12 protein-coding genes are annotated in these 17,300 nt (G+C 64.9%); 8 read left to right on the top strand and 4 right to left on the bottom strand.

Features of this window, described 5'->3' with window-relative positions:
* Positions 1-310: 310 nt before the first annotated feature.
* On the top strand, positions 311-1,393 hold the full coding sequence (locus ABZ717_RS10050; protein WP_358507880.1) for a type I restriction endonuclease: 1,083 nt from the start codon (positions 311-313) through the stop codon (positions 1,391-1,393).
* A gap of 34 nt (positions 1,394-1,427) precedes the next feature.
* On the opposite strand, the gene ABZ717_RS10045 is transcribed toward ABZ717_RS10050, so the two are convergent.
* The 3 genes from ABZ717_RS10045 to ABZ717_RS10035 are packed head-to-tail and all read right to left on the bottom strand — an operon-like array spanning position 1,428 to position 4,876.
* A complete protein-coding gene (locus ABZ717_RS10045; protein WP_358507878.1) occupies positions 1,428-2,117 on the bottom strand; it encodes a hypothetical protein in 690 nt (229 codons plus the stop codon).
* A gap of 42 nt (positions 2,118-2,159) precedes the next feature.
* Positions 2,160-3,107 carry a hypothetical protein gene (locus ABZ717_RS10040; RefSeq protein ID WP_358507876.1) on the bottom strand — a complete coding sequence of 316 codons (948 nt, stop codon included), beginning with the start codon at positions 3,105-3,107 and terminating at the stop codon, positions 2,160-2,162.
* A complete protein-coding gene (locus ABZ717_RS10035; protein ID WP_358507874.1) occupies positions 3,104-4,876 on the bottom strand; it encodes a hypothetical protein in 1,773 nt (590 codons plus the stop codon). Before ABZ717_RS10035 ends, ABZ717_RS10040 begins: the two co-directional genes overlap by 4 nt.
* A gap of 90 nt (positions 4,877-4,966) precedes the next feature.
* Here ABZ717_RS10035 and ABZ717_RS10030 point away from each other — a divergent pair, with 90 nt between their 5' ends.
* From ABZ717_RS10030 to ABZ717_RS10015, 4 genes are all read left to right on the top strand, one after another.
* Positions 4,967-5,680: an NUDIX domain-containing protein gene (locus ABZ717_RS10030; protein WP_358507872.1), complete on the top strand. Its 714-nt coding sequence runs from the start codon at positions 4,967-4,969 to the stop codon at positions 5,678-5,680.
* Between the two features lie 547 nt (positions 5,681-6,227).
* The gene (locus ABZ717_RS10025; RefSeq protein WP_358507870.1) at positions 6,228-6,512 is read left to right on the top strand and encodes a hypothetical protein; all 285 of its coding nucleotides are present in this window, start codon (positions 6,228-6,230) and stop codon (positions 6,510-6,512) included.
* A gap of 76 nt (positions 6,513-6,588) precedes the next feature.
* On the top strand, positions 6,589-7,209 hold the full coding sequence (locus tag ABZ717_RS10020) for a restriction endonuclease subunit S (RefSeq protein ID WP_358507868.1): 621 nt from the start codon (positions 6,589-6,591) through the stop codon (positions 7,207-7,209).
* Complete coding sequence (locus tag ABZ717_RS10015) at positions 7,206-9,146, top strand: N-6 DNA methylase (RefSeq protein ID WP_358507867.1); 1,941 nt, start codon at positions 7,206-7,208, stop codon at positions 9,144-9,146. Before ABZ717_RS10020 ends, ABZ717_RS10015 begins: the two co-directional genes overlap by 4 nt.
* A gap of 109 nt (positions 9,147-9,255) precedes the next feature.
* Here ABZ717_RS10015 and ABZ717_RS10010 read toward each other — a convergent pair whose 3' ends face one another.
* Positions 9,256-12,702, bottom strand: a complete 3,447-nt coding sequence (locus ABZ717_RS10010; RefSeq protein WP_358507865.1) for an AAA domain-containing protein — start codon at positions 12,700-12,702, stop codon at positions 9,256-9,258.
* A 519-nt stretch (positions 12,703-13,221) separates the two neighbouring features.
* Between ABZ717_RS10010 and ABZ717_RS10005 the strand changes: the two genes are divergently transcribed.
* The 3 genes from ABZ717_RS10005 to ABZ717_RS09995 are packed head-to-tail and all read left to right on the top strand — an operon-like array spanning position 13,222 to position 17,218.
* The gene (locus ABZ717_RS10005) at positions 13,222-15,396 is read left to right on the top strand and encodes a DNA methyltransferase (RefSeq protein WP_358507863.1); all 2,175 of its coding nucleotides are present in this window, start codon (positions 13,222-13,224) and stop codon (positions 15,394-15,396) included.
* Entirely contained in the window at positions 15,393-16,853 is a 1,461-nt protein-coding gene (locus ABZ717_RS10000; RefSeq protein WP_358507861.1) for a hypothetical protein, read from the top strand. Before ABZ717_RS10005 ends, ABZ717_RS10000 begins: the two co-directional genes overlap by 4 nt.
* Positions 16,850-17,218, top strand: a complete 369-nt coding sequence (locus ABZ717_RS09995; RefSeq protein ID WP_358507860.1) for a hypothetical protein — start codon at positions 16,850-16,852, stop codon at positions 17,216-17,218. The genes ABZ717_RS10000 and ABZ717_RS09995 overlap by 4 nt, the downstream gene beginning before the upstream one ends.
* The last annotated feature ends 82 nt before the right edge of the window (positions 17,219-17,300 follow it).

The raw sequence follows: 17,300 nt of genomic DNA, 5'->3' as shown, positions 1-17,300 counted from the left end.
GACACCACTGCGGGACGTGTCGTCGAAGGTCAGTGGGCCAGAGTGCGCCTTGTCCGCACCGAGATTTAATCGTTAACTATATTCACAAGTAACCCGTGTATTGTGCTAACTGTGAAGTGATCGATGTCCTTGATGATCAAGACGATGGAGAAGCCCTCCCGGTTTACCGGGGTGGGTGGAATGCCCCCAGAGGCGAAGCCTGTCCTGAATCCGCATGTCCCTGCGGCCTCGTCGTGAGAACAGGCCCTGCCTCTGACATCGATCTTTCCGATTGCCTGGTTCTCCGGCCGAACTTCGTAGGAAGGTCGCTATGGAATTCTCCGAGAAGGTCTCCGCTCTCAGCACCAAGGTGCAGAACCAGCGGGAGATGACTCAGACCGAAGAGGCGGCCAAGACCGCCTTCGTCATGCCCTTCATCGCGACGGTCCTCGGATACGACGTCTTCGATCCGCGTGAGGTGGTCCCCGAGTTCACCGCCGATGTGGGGGTGAAGAAGGGGGAGAAGGTCGACTACGCCATCATGCGCGACAACGAAGTACAGATGCTCATCGAATGCAAGAAGTCGAACGGGACTCTGACGATCGAGAACGCCTCACAGCTGTACCGGTACTTCTCCGTCACCAACGCGCGGATCGCCGTCCTCACCAACGGCGTCGAATACCAGTTCTACACCGACCTCGACGCACCGAACCGGATGGACTCCAGGCCGTTCATGGTGCTCGACCTCGGTGACGTCGACGAGAGCCTCCTGCCCGAGCTGCGCAAACTCACCAAGTCGTCCTTCGACCTGAATTCGGTGATCGACGCCGCCGAGAAGCTCAAGTACATCGGCGCGATCAAACGCACTTTGGCGGAACAGTTCCAGGAGCCCGAGGACGAGTGGGTCAAGTTCTTCGCCGGCCGCGTCTATGACGGATCCTTCACCAAGCGGGCGCGCGAGCAGTTCACCCCGCTGGTCCAAGAGGCCGCGTCCACCTTCCTCGACGACCAGGTCAACATCCGGCTGAAGAAGGCCTTGGAGACGACACGTCCCCAGTCCGATTCGGTGTCGGTCGACAGCGCGGAGGTCGCCGAGGAGGACCTGGTCCGAGGCACCGGGATCGAGACCACCCTGGAGGAGCTGGAGGGATACCAGGTCGTCAAGGCGATCGCGTGCAGCGAGGTCAAACCCCAGCGGATCGCACAACGGGACTCCAAGAGCTACTTCGCGATCCTGCTGGACGACAACAACCGTAAGCCGATCGCGCGTTTGCACTTCAACGCCAAGTCGAAGAAGTACCTCGGCACCTTCGACGCGGAGAAGAACGAGACCCGCCATCCGCTGGGATCGATCGACGAGATCTACCTCCACGCCGACAAGATCCGTGAAGCGGTACGCGGTCATCTGGACTGAGGGCCGTGATTCCTCTCCTCCTCTGGCCGGTTGTTCAGCTGTTCGGTGCTCCCGTGTCGGGGCTCTGCTCCGTCGGTACCGCCTGTGCACCGGCCCAGGTGGTGGAGAAGAAATGGAGGGCGGCCTCGTAGAGCACACCCGGAGCACGCACGTACAGGCAGGGGGAGTGCCGCCCGTGCCTACCCCGGTCGTAGAAGGTGATGTAGGCGGCCTGGTCCGTGACGATGACGCGGTACAGATGAGGCAGATCGAATCGGCGGAGTTCGATCCCCTCCCGGCCCTTCGCCACGGAGCTCAGATAGGAGGTGTTGGCGCGGATCTGGTTTCTCAGCAGATCGGGGGTGAACCCCGGGTCGATGGGTTCCAGCTCCGCGGCCCGAAGCGCCAGCCATTCGCCGGGAACCGCGTCGGGATCGGGCAGCAGAACCCGCACGGATTCGACCCGGCCGGTGGTATCCGACCACAACGGCGTGAAAACGTCCCTGGTGAGGGTGTTGCCCCGGCCGGTCAACACCCTCACCCAGCGAGCCCGCGCCAGATCCCGAGTCACATCCTTCTCCGCCGACGACTGCCGTCGGTACACGCGGTGCACACCGGTTCCGGTCAGCCGGGCGAGTAGGGCCACCAGCCACCAACGAGGGCGGGAGGATCGTATCCACCCCACGAGGACGAGGATCATCGTGGCCAGGATCGAACTGAGCACGCCGAGGACGAACGCGACCATGTGATCACTTCCCTTGTTCGGATCGCTGGCGACCAGAGCGGGTCAGAGTAGATACGGGAGTAGTTCGTGGACGACGTGCGCCGCGTTGTGCGCGGCCAGAGCATGGGCGTCGTCGTCCTTCTGCGCGTCCGCTCCGTCCGAGATGCCCCGAACCACGACCCAGTCCGGGTTGCCTTCACCGCGCACCGAGTTCTCCTGCCAGAACTGGCTGAGCCCGCCCGACTCCATGTCCACGGCCATGACCTTGTCGTTGTAGTGCTTCAGCCACTGCCGCTCTTCGGCGTCTTCGTGGGCGATCACGGCCTCCCCCGAACCGATCAGGCCATGGTGGACCTCGAAGCTGCGCTTACGGTGCCCGTTGACACGGCCGCGGATCACCGCCGGCTCTCCCCGGTCGGTGAAGTAGGCGTTCGCCGCGTGGACGACGCGTGCCGGTGCCTGCCGTTCCTCACCACGGCGCTGAACGCGGTCGCCGGCCGTGATCTTGCGTGAGTCGTAGTAGACGATTCGGGTCGAGACGATGACGTCACCGATACGGCCACCGCCGGCGCGGCTGGGGGAGTTCCCAAGTCCGCCTCCGATGCCGACCAGGACCCACAGACGTGGGGAGAAATGGTGGCGCAGATGGTCTAGTGCCGACATCACCGAACGTTGCCCGGGACCGAGGGTCTGGGTGGCCACCACGCTCGCCTTACCACTTTCGGTGGAGACGTCACCGGCGCTGAAGAACAGGCCTTCTTGTTTGCGGGGCCGCTCCAGTCCCAGTTCGTCGAGGATCGCTCGTGTCTCCACGGGCAGGATCGTGACGATTCCGACGTCCTTCCGCTGGTCGGACTCGGAGTGCGCCGAGGAGGTGCGTACCTGCAAGGGCCGTGTGGGGTCCGAGGGCGTGATCATCTTCGCCTGGTCGCCGACCGCGGTGTTGGTGAAGCTGTTGGTTCCGCCCATGTTGACGATGCCACTGTTGTTCGGAGGTTGGTGGAGGCTCATGCGGCTTTCCCGTTCTGTGAGGCATTGGGGGTGGAAGGAGGGCTCTGCGTCTGCTGGTGCGCCTGGTCGCCGACCGCGGTGTTGGTGAAGTCGTTGGTTCCGCCCATGTTGACGATGCCGCTGTTGATGATCTGTAGCGCGCGATCATCGAAGTCGGAGATGTCGACACCGTGAGAGTCGAGGAAGTCGCTGGTGGCTTTGAGCAGCCGCTGTTCGACGTTCTTGATGTGGCCGAGAAGCGTGGTCTTGTCGAGTTGGACCTTGCTCCAGTCCTCCGCCAATTCCTGGCGAACGCTGATTCGACTGCCGATCCCGATATTGCGGCGAGGAACGAGGGTGAAGTCGATGCCGCGGAGCACCAAGGCCCGGTGTAGGAGGCCGGAGAGGGCCTTGGCCAGGTAGAACGGGTAACGGGTGATGCGTCCCAGTGAACGGATGTGGCGGGGGAGCCGGAACAGGTCGTGCCAAGCGGCACTGACGATGGCCCGTTTTCCGTGCTGGCCGAACTCTTCCGCTTTACGGAAGTCGTCCGGATTACGGGTCAGTGCGCAGGCCGCGAACGCCAGGCTCAGCGTTCGGCCACGCACCCTTACCTGGAGCAGTACCGTTGCGACCAGCTCTCCCCCCGCGTCGGGGACGCTCACTTCGAGGAAGTGCTGGTGCGCGGAGTCCTGTCGGTCGATGATCCGGCGCATCGCGACCGGATCCACCGATTCCCGCAGGATGGAGCGGTCAGTGGACACGTCCGAATGGGAGACGTAGATACGGTCGCGTACCTGCGCCGGAAGACGGACGTTCTCATGGTCGTCGCGAAGGTCGGCGACAGCCGCGCGCAGGTGGTCCATCAGTTCGTGCGGCTTGAAGGGCGGGTGCCGGTGCTCCCGTTCGTGTAAGGGCTTGTCGTCGCTTCCCTTGCGCAGGAGTTGGACGCTCATGGGTGGATTCCACTGGTGGATCAGTTCTCCCGCTCCGATGAAGGGTGATTCCTCACCGAAGAGCGTGAACACGCCCGCGTCCTCGTCCTCGCCGTCCTTCTTGTGGGCGGGGCGTTGGTAGACCACACAGGGATGCTTCTGCTGCTCGTCGACGACCTTCTCCCGATGGGAGAGGCGTTTGGGCCTGAGAGCGGTGGCTTTGTGAGCGTGGTTGATGCACGCCTGGCGCAGACCGCCGACGATCGCGGTGAGGAGGGCGACGGCGCAGCCCAGGTAGAGGGCCAGCGTTCCCTGAATGGGATGGGAGAAGGCCAGGACCACCATGGCGAGGGCAAGGACCAGGGCGAACGCGCCAGTGTTCTTGAGACGTTTGCTCTCCTCCCCGTACTTCCAGCTGGACCTGGAAGGCAACTTCGGTCGACGCTTTCGCCTCTTCTTCGTCAGCAAGGGCTCTTCGGGCCGTGTGAGCTCCTTGGAGATCCGCCAGGCGTGGTCCAGGAGTACGAGAAGTACGTATCCACCGGCGACCAACAGGGTCGTCACCGTGAATCCCCAGAAGTAGGGCGTGGCGAGGGCGGTGAGCAATCCCGACCTCGACAACGAGGTCAGGTGCAGGGACAACCACGCGTGGCGCATCACCGGAACGAGGTCGAATTCGTAGGAGGGGGCCGCGCGTCGTGAAGGGGCCGTACATACCTGTTTGATGACGAGGTCTCGGAAGTCCTCGTCGATGTGCACACCGGTACAGAGGTGACGGGTGGCCCCGGTCGGTTCCTCCTGTTCCGGAGGAGGGCGAAAAACAGGGGATGGAGAGACGTGATCGGTGATGGACATGCACTTCTCCTGTGCCGATCCAGTTAAGGTCGGGATGACCATAAGTGGATCGGATGGTTAAAGTCAAGATGACCTTTAAGGGGGGTCGCAGTGGACGAGCGCTTGGCGCGAGCCGTTGACGTGGGGTTGTCCCTGGTCACGGTGGATCTGGCCATCTTCACCATCAGGAACGGAGCGTTGATGGTTCTGTTGATCGAGCGAGGGGAGGAGCCGTTCCAAGGGCACTCGGCGTTGCCCGGCGGGAGGGTCCGAAGACAGGAGACCCTCGACCAAGGTGCTCGGCGCGAACTCTTGGAGGAGACCGGGGTCGACGGCTCTCGGCTTCACCTGGAACAACTCGGTGCCTTCGGCGATCCCGGTCGTGACCCGCGGGGGCGGGTCGTCACCATCGCCTACCTGGCCTTGGGGGCGGACCTGCCCGAGGCAGTGGGGGGAAGCGATGCGGCGCATGCCCGTTGGGTGCCGGTGGAGGAGCTCGTCGCGGTGTCCACCTCCTTGGCCTTCGACCACGACCGAATCCTCGGTGACGCTCTGGAGCGTGTTCGGGAGAAGCTGGAGTACACCACCGTCGCCACGGTCTTCTGTCCTGAACCGTTCACGCTCAGCGAGTTGCGGGCGGTCTACGAGGTGATCTGGGGGCGTGAGCTGGATCCCAGCAACTTCCGACGCAAGGTCACCAAGGCGGAGGGGTTCGTGGACCCCACGGGAGAGCAACGCGCCCAGCCGGCGGGGCGGCCGGCGGCCCTGTACCGCAAAGGAGGGTCCTCGATGCTCACGCCGCCGCTACTGCGTTCGGTTTCGTGAACGTGGTCGGGCGCCCGTGCGTGGAGGAAGGCCGTAGTCCCATCGCGCGCCCCGCATGAGTGGTCACCATCCAGGTTGTCTGGGCACCCGCGATGAGTTGTGGCGAAGCTGCCTTTGCTAATGCCTCGTGGGATGAGGACTCCACTCTTCTCCGGGCGTGCGGTCGAGGCCTCTATGGGGAGTTCCTGATAGTGACTTGAGTCACATTGTTGCCGCTGATTCTGTCGGTAATAAATGAATACTCGTGGCGATTTCTCTTGTCCAGTCGATGGGGCAGGAGATATGTGGTGCTGTGTTCCGCATGTCTGGATTTTTGGTTTGCACTGGATGCCCTCTCCTCCTGTGTGCTTCTCAGCCAACCTAGGTTTGACAATCTGTTTGTGCTAGCTTGGGGGCGTACTCGAAACCGTTGGCCGGCTCGAAGTCACGGTGTCAGGACCCGCACCGGAGCCCGTTCGACGGACAGACCGCACCCGCCCGTAAGGGTCGGAGCCTAAGGGAGGGTGCGGACGGCGTCAGTGATCATCACGAACGTTTTGGAGAGCAGTTGCTCAACACCCCCGACGAACACGACGAACACGACGACCAGGAGCGCCAGAACAAGGCCGGATCCCGGCTGAGGAAGACCGGTCCGGCCCTGTTCGGATTCGTCATCGTGATCCTCGTGATCATCGTGCCCTTCGGCTACGACAGTGAGGAGCTGGGCGCCCTCTTGGCCGCGGCGGCCCTGTACTTCGCGCGGAACGCCCCGGCGACGATGAAGGCCAAGGCCAAGAAGTTCTTCGCCGACACGGCCGAACACTTCTACGGGTGCCGAACCTGTCAGGCTTGACCACTCGGGGGCGCCTCGGCGGGCGCCCCCGCCCCCACGGGGGCCACCCCCGAACAGATCAGACAGAGGAGAACCCATGCGGCCAGTAGGAGCGGTGCCCCCCAAGCGCACTCCTCTCGGCGCGGTCGCCGAGGTCAAGGCCGGTCCCTCCGGGGCCCGTCTCAAGGAACTCGGTGACCATCCCCGAGGGCTTCCCGTCATCACCCCCGCCGACTTCACCGAGGCCCAACGGGTCGATTCGCGCAACGTGCGCAGGGTTCCCGAACGGGAAACGAAACCCCTTGAGGCCTATCGGTTGGAGGAAGGGGACCTGCTCGTCGTCAGGCAAGGGGCCCTGGGACGTCTCGCCGTCATCGAATCGGACCAACGGGGATGGGTCTACGGCTCCTCCTGCCTGCGGGTACGGATCAAACCCTCCAGCCAAGTCCACCCCTCCTACCTGGCCGCCTACCTGTCACAGCCACGAACCCTGGAACGCCTGAAGGGACCCGCGCTGTCCAGCACCATCCCGTCGTTCAACGCCACCGCGCTGCGCGACTTGGAGATCGCGGTACCCGAAGCCGCACAGCAGGAGAGGATCGTGGCGACCCTCACCGACATGGACGGGGCCATCGCGGCCAGGCTCGCCGTCGTGGAACGTATGAAAGCCCTGCGCCCCTCCGTTTTCGAGGCGCTACTCGAAGGGAAGCCCTCATGAGTGAGCCGGCCGTGGTGGTCCGAGAATCCGACGAATTGCTGCGCATCGCCGAGAAGCTGGCCGCTGGAAGCCTCGGCGAAACCGCCGGGGTGGTGGCGGCGCTGCTCGTTCTGGGAACGGACATGGAGCCGGAGAGCGACCAGTTCCTTGGGGACACGAGCACGCCGCGGAGCCGACTGGCAAAAGCGATCGAAGCCCCGTCACCACCCTCGCGGGAACGGCCCGGGGGCCTACAGAGGCAATGGGATGACTGGCTGGAGGCGGCGAACCGTCGCGAACTCTTCGCCAGCGAGAGGCCCTTCCGCGATTTCCCCTCGGAAAGGTTGACCGAGGCCGCACGGGCCGTTCACCGTCTGTTGCTGCGTCTGCCCGAACGGGAGGGACGGTACCTGGTCGGGGAGATCTTCGACCGTTTCCTGAGCCTGCTGAGCGAACGCCAGGGGATTCGGGGAGACGAGTTCTCGACACCACGTTCGGTGAACGAACTCATGGTCCGGCTGGCCGAACTCCGACTCGGGATGGTCGTGGGCGACTTCTACGCGGGGCAAGGCGGGACCCTCATCGCCGCCTTGCACCACGTGGGCGCCCCGGAACGCGGTGAGACACCCATCAGTGGATCCGAGGTGAACCAGGCGAGCGCGTTCTTGGCCAGGGTCAACCTCCTCCTGCACGACACCGACCCGGGTCTCATCCGGCATGAGGACGCGCTCAGCACATGGCGCCCGACCGATGACGAAGGTCGGAGCTTCGACAGGATTCTGTCCAACCCTCCCTTCTCCCTCCACTACGAGCAGGAGAGCTACCGGACCCCACCAGGTTTCCTCGGCCACACCTCGGGATCCAAATCCGAACTGATGATGCTCCAGCAGATGCGGGCCTCGATCAGACCGGGGGGACGCGTCATCATGGCGATGCCCCATGGCCCCCTGTTCCGCGGGGGACCGGAGGAGCGTATCCGCCGTGCACTCCTGGAGCGCGGAGAGATCGAGGCCATCGTCGGAATCGGGCCCAACCTCTTCCAGGGAACGGCGATCCCCTCCTGCCTGATCGTGCTTCGAAGTCCCGTCCAAGACCCCGGGGAATCAGCCGACGTGCTGTTGATCAACGCCGAGCGGGAAGTGGAGAAGGGGCGTAACCAGAACCGGTTGGAACCGCGCCACATCGAGAAGATCACAAGGGTCTTCCAGTGGCGAGCCGAACTACCGGGCTTCTCCCGGCTGGTGCCGTACGAGGAGATCGCCTCGAACGCGCACGACCTGAACATCCGCCGATACATCGATCCGCCGGCGCGGCAATCTCCCGACCTTCGAGCCATGGTCAGTGGAGGGGTTCCTCCCGAAGAGGTCGAGCCGGTTCGGGCGCGATTCGCCGCGTTCGGGCAGCCCCCTGAGCGATTCTTCGAACGAGACTCCCACGGTTACCTGTTCCCTCAGAGCACCGACGGGTTCGCCGGGGTGATGAAACAGCTCTCCACCCTGGCCGGTCCTGTGGTCGGGGACCTCGTCGAGAGGCTTCGACACTCCTGGCCGGACATCGTTCACCAGGCGCATCCGCCCACCGCACGCCCCACCCTCGGCGCCTTCAGGCAGAAGCTGGTCGATGGTTTCTGCACCGAGCTCACCGAAGCGGGTGTGCTGGACGAATACGAACTCGCCGGTGCCCTCGCCCAGGTGTGGGCGGATCATGCCTACGAGGTCAACGACCATTTCCACGAGGATCGTCGTGAACTGCTGGAGTACGTACGTGTCCGGTTCGTCGAACCCCTGAGTGGACAGATCGACGAGCTGGTCGGACACCGTCAGCGAGCGCTCGCGGACACGGTCCGTCAGTGGAGCGAACGTTACGGGCTCCCCCTGACCCATCTGCTGGAACAGAGCGCCCAGGCCGACCGGAGGTTCCAGGAAAGGTTTCGGGAACTGGGTCTGGACCTGGACTGACGCCCGAGTCGGAAAAACCGGGGCCTTGACGGTCACCCACGTGGCTTCCTCGAAGGCCACCTTCTTCGGTCCCTTCGAGGAAGCCGCGTGGAGACGGGCACCTCAGTGCTCACCCCCGGTTCTGTGCTTCTCGCCGAGGCAGGTGACGTCCCAAGGTCTGGAAGTGGTGCCGGTCGGCCCACGCGGCGTGGTCGCCGATCACGTAGAGCCTGCGCTTGGCACGGCTGGCGGCCACGTTCAGCAGGTTCGGCGTCTTGGCCGCCCACTCCATGGCCCCTTCTCGATCGGGGGAGCCACCCAGCACGAACACCACCACGCCGGCCTCCTTGCCCTGAGAGGTGTGGATGGTGCCGCTGCGCTTGACGGGCACCCCGAACCGTCGTGCGATCCGGCCCACCTGCGTGGCCACCGCGCGGAAGGGCGCCAGCACGAACACGTCCTCCATCGGATACCCGCGGCGCTGGAGACCACCCAACAGCCACTCCAGCGCCTCGCCCTCGGCGGGCCGCCAGTGGTCGGGTGAACCCGGCCCCGGCGCGGGAACGTTCACCCACTGACTCCGAGGCAGGTCCAGGTCCGCGCGTGGAGGGGTCCCGTACACCATCATCCCGTCGTAAGCGACCAGGTTGGAGATGGTGAACATCGGGTCGTCACACCTGCGGTGCACACGCAAGGGCGCCCCCACCCACAGGGGTTCCTCCTCCGCGCGTTCGAGCAGGGTGCCGAGCGGAGTCACCGCATCCGCCAGCGCCTGCACCGAGGTGCGGGCGGGCAACCACCGTTCCTCCACACCGAAGTGCGCGCGTAGGTGCTGTTGGGCGGGCAACGACAGCGAGGTCACCGGCTCCAACTGGAGCGGGTCCCCGACGATCACCGCGCGCCGGGTCCGCCACAGCGCGCCCACCACCTGCTGTGGGGTGGCCTGACCGGCCTCGTCGACCAACAGCCATCCCAGGGACTGGGAACCGAAGGCCTCGAAGAGCCGGGAATAGGAGGCGAAGGTCGAGGAGACCACCGGGACCACCAGGAAGAGGCTGCGAAGGGCGTCACGGACCAGTTCGGCCGGGGCACCACCAGCCTCCCCGGAGAGCACCCGCACCGCGGCCCGTAGGTTCGCCGCCATCTTCTTGGGCACCGCGTGCAGGAACGCCTTGTGCACCTCCAAGGCGGCCAGGAACACCTCGGTGCGGGCGCGTGTCAGCTCAGGGTCGCTCCAGGGGGCACCGCGTTCACGCTCTTGTTCGTCGGGGGCGGGATCAGCGAAGGGAACATGGTCGGGCCACTCTTTTCGGGCCTGGGCCACGACCTTCTCGGTGGCGGCCGACCGCCGCCGATGCTCCTCGAGTTCCTGGTGGGCGAGGGAGAGGCTCCGCTCGCACCGGTTCACCTCGTCCTTGGCCCGATCGGCCGCCGCCTTGCGCTCCGCTTCGACGCCGCGATGACGCTCGACCTCGCGCAGGAGGTCGTCGTCGCGCCTTTGCCATTCCCTCAGCCTGCGGCCCAAGGAGAACAGGACGTCCCAAAAACCCGGCTTGAACTCCCAATGCGCGGTCCGCTCACCCTCGGCCGACTCGCGTTTCTTCCGGGGTTCGACCAGGTCGAGTTCGCTCTGCGCCAGCCTACGAACCGCGCTGCTCCGCTCCTCGTCCCGCAGTCGCAGTGCCCTTTCGGTGCGCTGGAGGCTTCGCCTCATTTCGGGGAGCCGCCTCAGTTCGCGGGCCACCGAGGCACGGGAGCTGACCAACCGGTCCCGCTCGCGCAAGGCGCGGGTGAACCCGTCGATCGCCGCGCGCCAGTTCCGAACGACCGCGCCTTGACCGCCACGGCTCGCCTGATCGAGCCCCTTGATCAGGTCCTGCATGCCATGCTCGCCTGTGGAACCATCGGGGTGGTTTCCCCACCAGAAGCGTTTGACGAAGTTGCGCCGGTTGCGCGCGTTGCCCAGCTGCGCGGCCAGCGTCCCCCACGCCTTCTTGTCGCCATCGAGCATGTTGGTGGCGGTGGCCGCGAAGTAGTCCGTGTGCGCCCAACGTTCGTCGATGGCCTCCCGGCCCGGGATCTCGGTGGTGACGTTGTCGACCGCACCGTTGTTGGTCGAGGCGACGACGATCTCGAAACCGGTCAGTTCCGGTCGTAGACGGGGAAAGGCGGTACGCCCTCGGGAGGTCTCCCAACCGTCCCATTCCTTGGTGAAGGCCTCCCATGGTTTGTCGAAGCCGGACAACACCCGGGCCCGCTCCACGATCACGTGGGCGATCAGGTCGCGCAGCAACGTCGTCTTCCCGGTCCCGGGAGGGCCGTTGACGGCGAAGAGACCGGGGCGCTCGCCCAAGCGCTCCACAACGCTGTTGATCGCGATCTGCTGGCTCAGGGCCAAGGGATGGGTGTCCTTGGCGGGCCAGCGACCGGCCGGGGTCAGTTCAGGGAAAACCCTTTCCGTCGCGGCGTCGCCCTCCGCCCGGATGTCCTCGCGGGAGATTCCGGACACCTCCTTGGAGGAGGAGAGATAGGAGCGCAGAGCGGGGCCAAGGTCGCCCGCTCGCACCGCCCCGGCGACCTTGGCCAGGTCATCGGCGATGAAGCTGTTCAACAACGGGGTGTCCGGTGGCTCCACCTCCTCGTCCTCGGCCGGACCCGTGTCGGTGTCCCCACGATGCCGGGCCAGAAGGGCCTCTTGGCGCTGGGCTTCCTCCTGAGCCCGTGAAAGCGAGACCGGATAACTGCGGATCCGCATCCCGAGTTCCAAACGCCCCTGTACCGAGAGCAGCGATGCCAGGACCCGTTGCAGGGCCTTCAACTCGTCATGTCCCAGGGAACGAGTGGTGGAGGAACGTGGGGCGCTCTCCGTCGACGCCCCTGCGGACACTTCACCGGACGCTTCCGCCGAAGTCTCCGCGGAAGCCAAGAATTCGGCCTCGACCCCCTCCATCTCCACTGCGAGGGAACCGGCGACCTCGGCCGACACGCTCAGCGAAGCACGAACGGCCTCCCAGAGCTCGAACAGGGGAGCCGTGACCAGGCCGCCGTCCACCAGGGCGAGCAGTGCTCGGGTGGGGGCGGGGCCGGGCTCGGCGACCAACCATTCGTACAGGGTCTCGAAGCGCTCCTCGGCGGTCGCGAACCCCTCCAACCAGTCCTTGCTCCTCGGCCCGGGACCTAAGGTCCTACCGATGGCCCAGCCACAGGTGGAAACGGTCTGGGCACCGAGCAGGGCCTGTCCGTGTTCGTCCACTTCGAAGGCGCCGAGCGCGGTCTCCGAGCCGACTCGGGACTCCACCTGGCGTGGGTCGGCCCCGAAGACCTGGTCGAGAATGGTGTGGGTCTCCTTGGTGGAGAAGACGCCAAGGTAGACGGTGTGCCGCCAGACGGTGTTGCGCGGTGGGCGCCTGTTCTGGAGGGGATGCCCCTTCTGCCAGGGCAGGGGAAGCCCGGCCTCCACCTCGTAGACCGGGGTGTCGCCTCTGAGGTCGGGGCGGTCCACCTTTTGGGGTTCGAACAGCTCGACCGCCCGCCAGAAGTCCACGACACGTGCGCGTTCCTGGTCGCCCCTGGCCACAGCTCCCGCTTTCCGTTTCGAAGTGCACGGACACGATCTGCCCGTGGAACGTTACCCATCGTTGATATCAGCTGTGGGACGGCGACCCATCCGAAAGATGGTGTATCGGTGGTGGAACGACCGATGTTGGCCGCAACCGGCCAGAAGAGGGGCGGGTGGGCCTCTTCTGGGTTCTGGCCGGACACGGAGCGAGCTGCCAGGAGACGGGTGTGATGCTCGCAAAAGCCGGAGAACCGTGTTCAGACGTCTTGGAACCCTTGGTCGCCCTCATGACTGGTCTCCAGAGGAGAAAGTGCCGATACGAAACTTCCAGTTCCCTGTGTTTCTCGTGGTGCCAGTGTGATGCGTTCGATGGTTGAGTCGAAAGAGATCTGCGGATGTGGGTTTAGGGAAATGGGAAAAGGTCAGTGAATTGCTAAACGTGACCTTCGAGTCTTCCTTTTTCGCACGTGCGAATGGTCTTGTGGATTCAGGTGTGGATGCACCTTCGATTGTCGCCCCCCGCGTAAGGACACGTCGATGCCCCCTGCGCCCCTGCCTCCGAACCTGTCCGCGATACGTGACGTCGGCGGGGTCATGCCCGCGGACATGCTCTTACGGATCTTCGACGGCCGCGACGTCGAGGGCGCACGGCCGTCCGACTACGGGATCATCGGCACCCGGGCGGTCGAGGACGAGGCCGAGCGGCTGTGGCAGGAACTGCGCGGTGCCTGGTGGGTGCTGCGGCGCACGTTGCCCGGTCGCGACGTGGAAGGACGGTTGCCGGGCGATCCCACGCGTTCCGCGCTGCGGGGCTGGATCGAACCGTTGTTCGTCGCTCTGGGGTTCGGGCGTCTCGCCGGATTGCGAATTCCCGGAATCTCGGCCGACGACGACCGAGGCCGCGTCTTCCCGGTGACCCACCGCTACCAGCACCTGTTGATCACGGTGGTGCCCTGGGACACCGAACTCGACAGGCGTGGCCGTGACGGATCCGCTTCTCCGCAGTCCCAGACGCAGGAGGCCCTCAACCGTGCGGGTGCCCACTTGTGGGGCCTGGTGACCAATGGCCGGGAGTTGCGATTGCTACGCGACTCCACCTCGCTGGCCGGAGCCGCCTACCTGTCCGTCGATCTGGAGGAGATCCTCGACGGCGAACCGGTCCACGAGTTCATCGCCCTGTGGAGACTCCTCCATGCTTCCAGATTCGAGGTCCTGGACGATGAACCACCGTCCACCTGCTTGATGGAACGCTGGCGCGACGAGGCGTTGCGTTCGGGCGTCCAGGCCTTGGACGCCCTACGACAGAACGTCGAGGAAGCCCTGGTCATCCTCGGGACCGGGTTCCTGCGACACCCGGACAACCACCACCTGCGACACCCCGTCCGTGTCGATGAACTCCACACCGCCCTTCTACGCATGGTGTTCCGGGTACTCTTCCTTGTCGTCGTGGAGGAACGCGACCTCCTCCACCCCACGAACACCGATCGGCTCACCCGTGGGCGCTACGCCGACTACTTCTCCTTCGCCCGACTACGACGGGTGGCCGACAGGGGCGGAGGTGGAGGCCCCCACCGGGACCTGCATACGAGTCTGCGCATCGTCTTGGACTCCCTCGGGCTGGAGACCGGTCGTCCCGAACTCGGTCTGGTGGGCCTGGGTGGACTCTTCACCCGCACCGAAGAGGATGGTTGCCTTGATGACGCGTCCTTGAGCAACCAGGTCCTGTCGCGCGCGATTCGCCGACTGTCGCGGGTACGGGACTTCGGAACCCGACGTTGGCGACCGGTCTCCTTCCGTACCCTTTCCTCCCGGGAGTTGGGCGCGGTCTATGAGTCCCTGCTGGAATGCCTGCCTCAATATCGGCCCGGCGATCACTCCTTCCACCTGGTCCACCGGGCGGGGAACACGCGCAAAATGACGGGTTCGTACTACACCCCGTCCTCCCTCATTTCCCGCCTACTGGACTCCTCTCTCGAACCGGTGCTCGACGAGGCCGTCAAACGAGGGGAGGACAAGGCCGCCGAGTTCGACGAACTCGACCCCGCGGACACCATCGCGGAGATGCTCCTGTCCGTCACGGTGTGCGACCCCGCGTGCGGATCCGGTCACTTTCTGGTGGCCGCCGGCCAACGCATCGCCAAACGGGTCGCGGCCGTCCGAGAGGGCACGCCCGAACCGGGGGAGGAGGCCTACCGCCAGGCGTTGCACACGGTGGTCGCACGTTGTCTGTACGGAGTCGACCTCAATCCCATGGCCCTGGACGTGGCCAAGATGGCGCTGTGGCTGGAGGGCATGGCGCCGGGCAGACCACTCGACCTGCTCGACCCCCACCTCAAATGTGGAAACGCCCTCATGGAGCGACTCCCGCGCAGATACGGGCCGGTATCCCCGACGCGGCCTTCGCCCCGGTGGAAGGTGACGACCGCAAAGTCGTGGAGTCACTGGGAAGGACCAACACACTCGAACGTGTCGGTCAGGGTGCGCTGTTCGACACCGAGTCCAACGCGGTCAAGGTCGGCAACACCACCTACGCGGAGGGGCTCAACGGGCTCTACACGATCCAGGTGGGAAGCCTGCGGGACGTCCGAGAGCAGGAACAGGTCTACCGGGCCTGGCGTACGTCTGCCGACTACCGCAGGGACGTGCACATCGCCGACGCCTGGTGCGCCACCTTCCTCTGGGAGAAGAGGGCGGGCACACCCCGGCCGGTGACCGACGAGACCTTCCGCCGGCTCTTCGACCCCGAGGACGCCGCTGCGACCGAGGCCACCCACGCCGAGATCAGGCGACTTCGAGAGCGGTATCGGTTCTTCCACTGGCACCTGGAGTTCCCCGACATCTTTCGGGTCTGTGACGACGAAGGGAGTGGTGGCAATGGCGCTCTGGGCTGGCAGGGCGGGTTCGACTGTGTGCTGTCGAACCCGCCCTGGGACAAGCTCGACTTCGAGGACAAGAAGTACTTCAGCGTGGTCGAACCCTCGCTCGCCCGCATCGCCGGGTTGGCTCGTAGAGAGGCGATCGGACAGTGGCAGCGCGACCACCCCGAAGAAGCGGAGCGATACCGGTCGGCGCGCCGTCAGGTGAAATCCACCCTGCACTTCGCCGGGCGTTCGGAGGGGTTTCCCGCGTGTGCCAAGGGGCTCACGGTCAAAGGGGTGAACACCCTTCAGGTGGATCATCTCTTCGTGGAGCTGTTCACCGCACTCGTCAAGCCCGAGGGCCGGATCGGTGCGATCGTCCCTACGTCCATCGCCACCGGGGCCGGAGCCCAGGAACTCTTCGCGAGCCTGACCCGTGACCGGTCGATCGCTTCCCTGTACGACTTCGAGAATCTGAAGCAGCTGTTCCCCGGGGTCGACGCACGGCAGAGATTCAGTTTGCTGTCGTTGCACGGGGACAAAGCCCCCGTTCCTGTGGCCGACTACGCCTTCTTCCTACATGAGCCGGCCCATCTCGACGACGGAAGTAGGAGCTTCGAACTCACCGCTGACGAGATCGCCCTGCTCAGCCCCAACACGGGTTCGATCCCCCTATTTCAGTCCAGGCGTGACGCCGATCTCACCCTCTCTATCTACCGTCGAATCCCGGTGCTCTGGAAAGAGGGACAACGGGACGGAAATCCATGGGCGATCAGGTTCAAACGTCTGTTTGACATGACCGATGACTCCGGTCTCTTCCGCGACATGATGGGCCTGGAGAAGGAAGGGTGGGAGCTACGGGGTAACGTCTTCGAGCGCGAAAGCCGTCGAATGATGCCACTCTACGAAGCGAAGATGGCTCACCACTTCGACCATCGGTGGAATGGCTTCACCACGGCCGGAGCTCCGCGACAACCGGCCCAGATCGAGAAGGGGCCCCCGCTTACGCGCCGATGCCGCGCTACTGGGTTCCCGGAGAGGATGGTTCCAGACCGGGTCTGGCCACGCGACTGTCGGAGGTCGGGTGGAACAGAGAATGGCTCTACGGTTGGCGTGACATCTGTCGATCGAATGATGAGCGAACCGGGATTCCCGCCTTCCTGCCACGTGTGGCCGTCGGCCACACCTTCCCGCTCATGTTCGTGCAACGGAGACCGCACCTGGTCGCGGCCTTGTGCGCCGTTCAGAGTTGCCTGGTCTTCGACTTCGTCGGCCGCCAGAAGATCAACGGCGCGCACATGTCCCTCATGACCTGGAAACAGCTTCCCGTGCCCACACCCGAGCAGCTGGAACCCCATCTCGGCTTCCTGGTGCCTCGCGTCCTCGAACTCATCTACACCACCCATGACATGGAACCTCTGGCCAGGGACCTCGGCCACGAAGGCCCACCCTTCCCGTGGGACGAAGAACGCCGTGCGACCATCCGCGCCGAACTGGACGCCTACTGCTTCCGCCTCTACGGGCTCGACCGGCAGGAGGTGGACTATGTCTTGGAGACCTTCCAGACGGCCAAGGGCGGCCTGAAGAACAACGAGATCGCCAGGTTCGGAACCTACCGAACCAAGGAGTTGGTCCTGGACGCCTTCGATGGTCTGACGGACGTGGCGATCCAATAGAAGCCCTGGAGACCGCAGCGGAAGTCTGGGCCCGGACCACCCCACCCGGGCGTCGACGTGTGCTCGGGAGCATTCCCTTGCC

Source organism: Nocardiopsis sp. NPDC006832 (genome assembly GCF_040635885.1).
Taxonomy (GTDB): domain Bacteria; phylum Actinomycetota; class Actinomycetes; order Streptosporangiales; family Streptosporangiaceae; genus Nocardiopsis.
This window is presented reverse-complemented; position numbering and strand designations above follow the sequence as displayed.

Bases quoted from the DNA above. Each gene is read 5' to 3' on its own strand.
- ABZ717_RS10050 (WP_358507880.1), top strand. From the start codon at position 311: ATGGAATTCTCCGAGAAGGTCTCCGCTCTCAGCACCAAGGTGCAGAAC.
- ABZ717_RS10045 (WP_358507878.1), bottom strand. From the start codon at position 2,117: ATGGTCGCGTTCGTCCTCGGCGTGCTCAGTTCGATCCTGGCCACGATG.
- ABZ717_RS10040 (WP_358507876.1), bottom strand. From the start codon at position 3,107: ATGAGCCTCCACCAACCTCCGAACAACAGTGGCATCGTCAACATGGGC.
- ABZ717_RS10035 (WP_358507874.1), bottom strand. From the start codon at position 4,876: ATGTCCATCACCGATCACGTCTCTCCATCCCCTGTTTTTCGCCCTCCT.
- ABZ717_RS10020 (WP_358507868.1), top strand. From the start codon at position 6,589: ATGCGGCCAGTAGGAGCGGTGCCCCCCAAGCGCACTCCTCTCGGCGCG.
- ABZ717_RS10015 (WP_358507867.1), top strand. From the start codon at position 7,206: ATGAGTGAGCCGGCCGTGGTGGTCCGAGAATCCGACGAATTGCTGCGC.
- ABZ717_RS10005 (WP_358507863.1), top strand. From the start codon at position 13,222: ATGCCCCCTGCGCCCCTGCCTCCGAACCTGTCCGCGATACGTGACGTC.
- ABZ717_RS09995 (WP_358507860.1), top strand. From the start codon at position 16,850: ATGACCTGGAAACAGCTTCCCGTGCCCACACCCGAGCAGCTGGAACCC.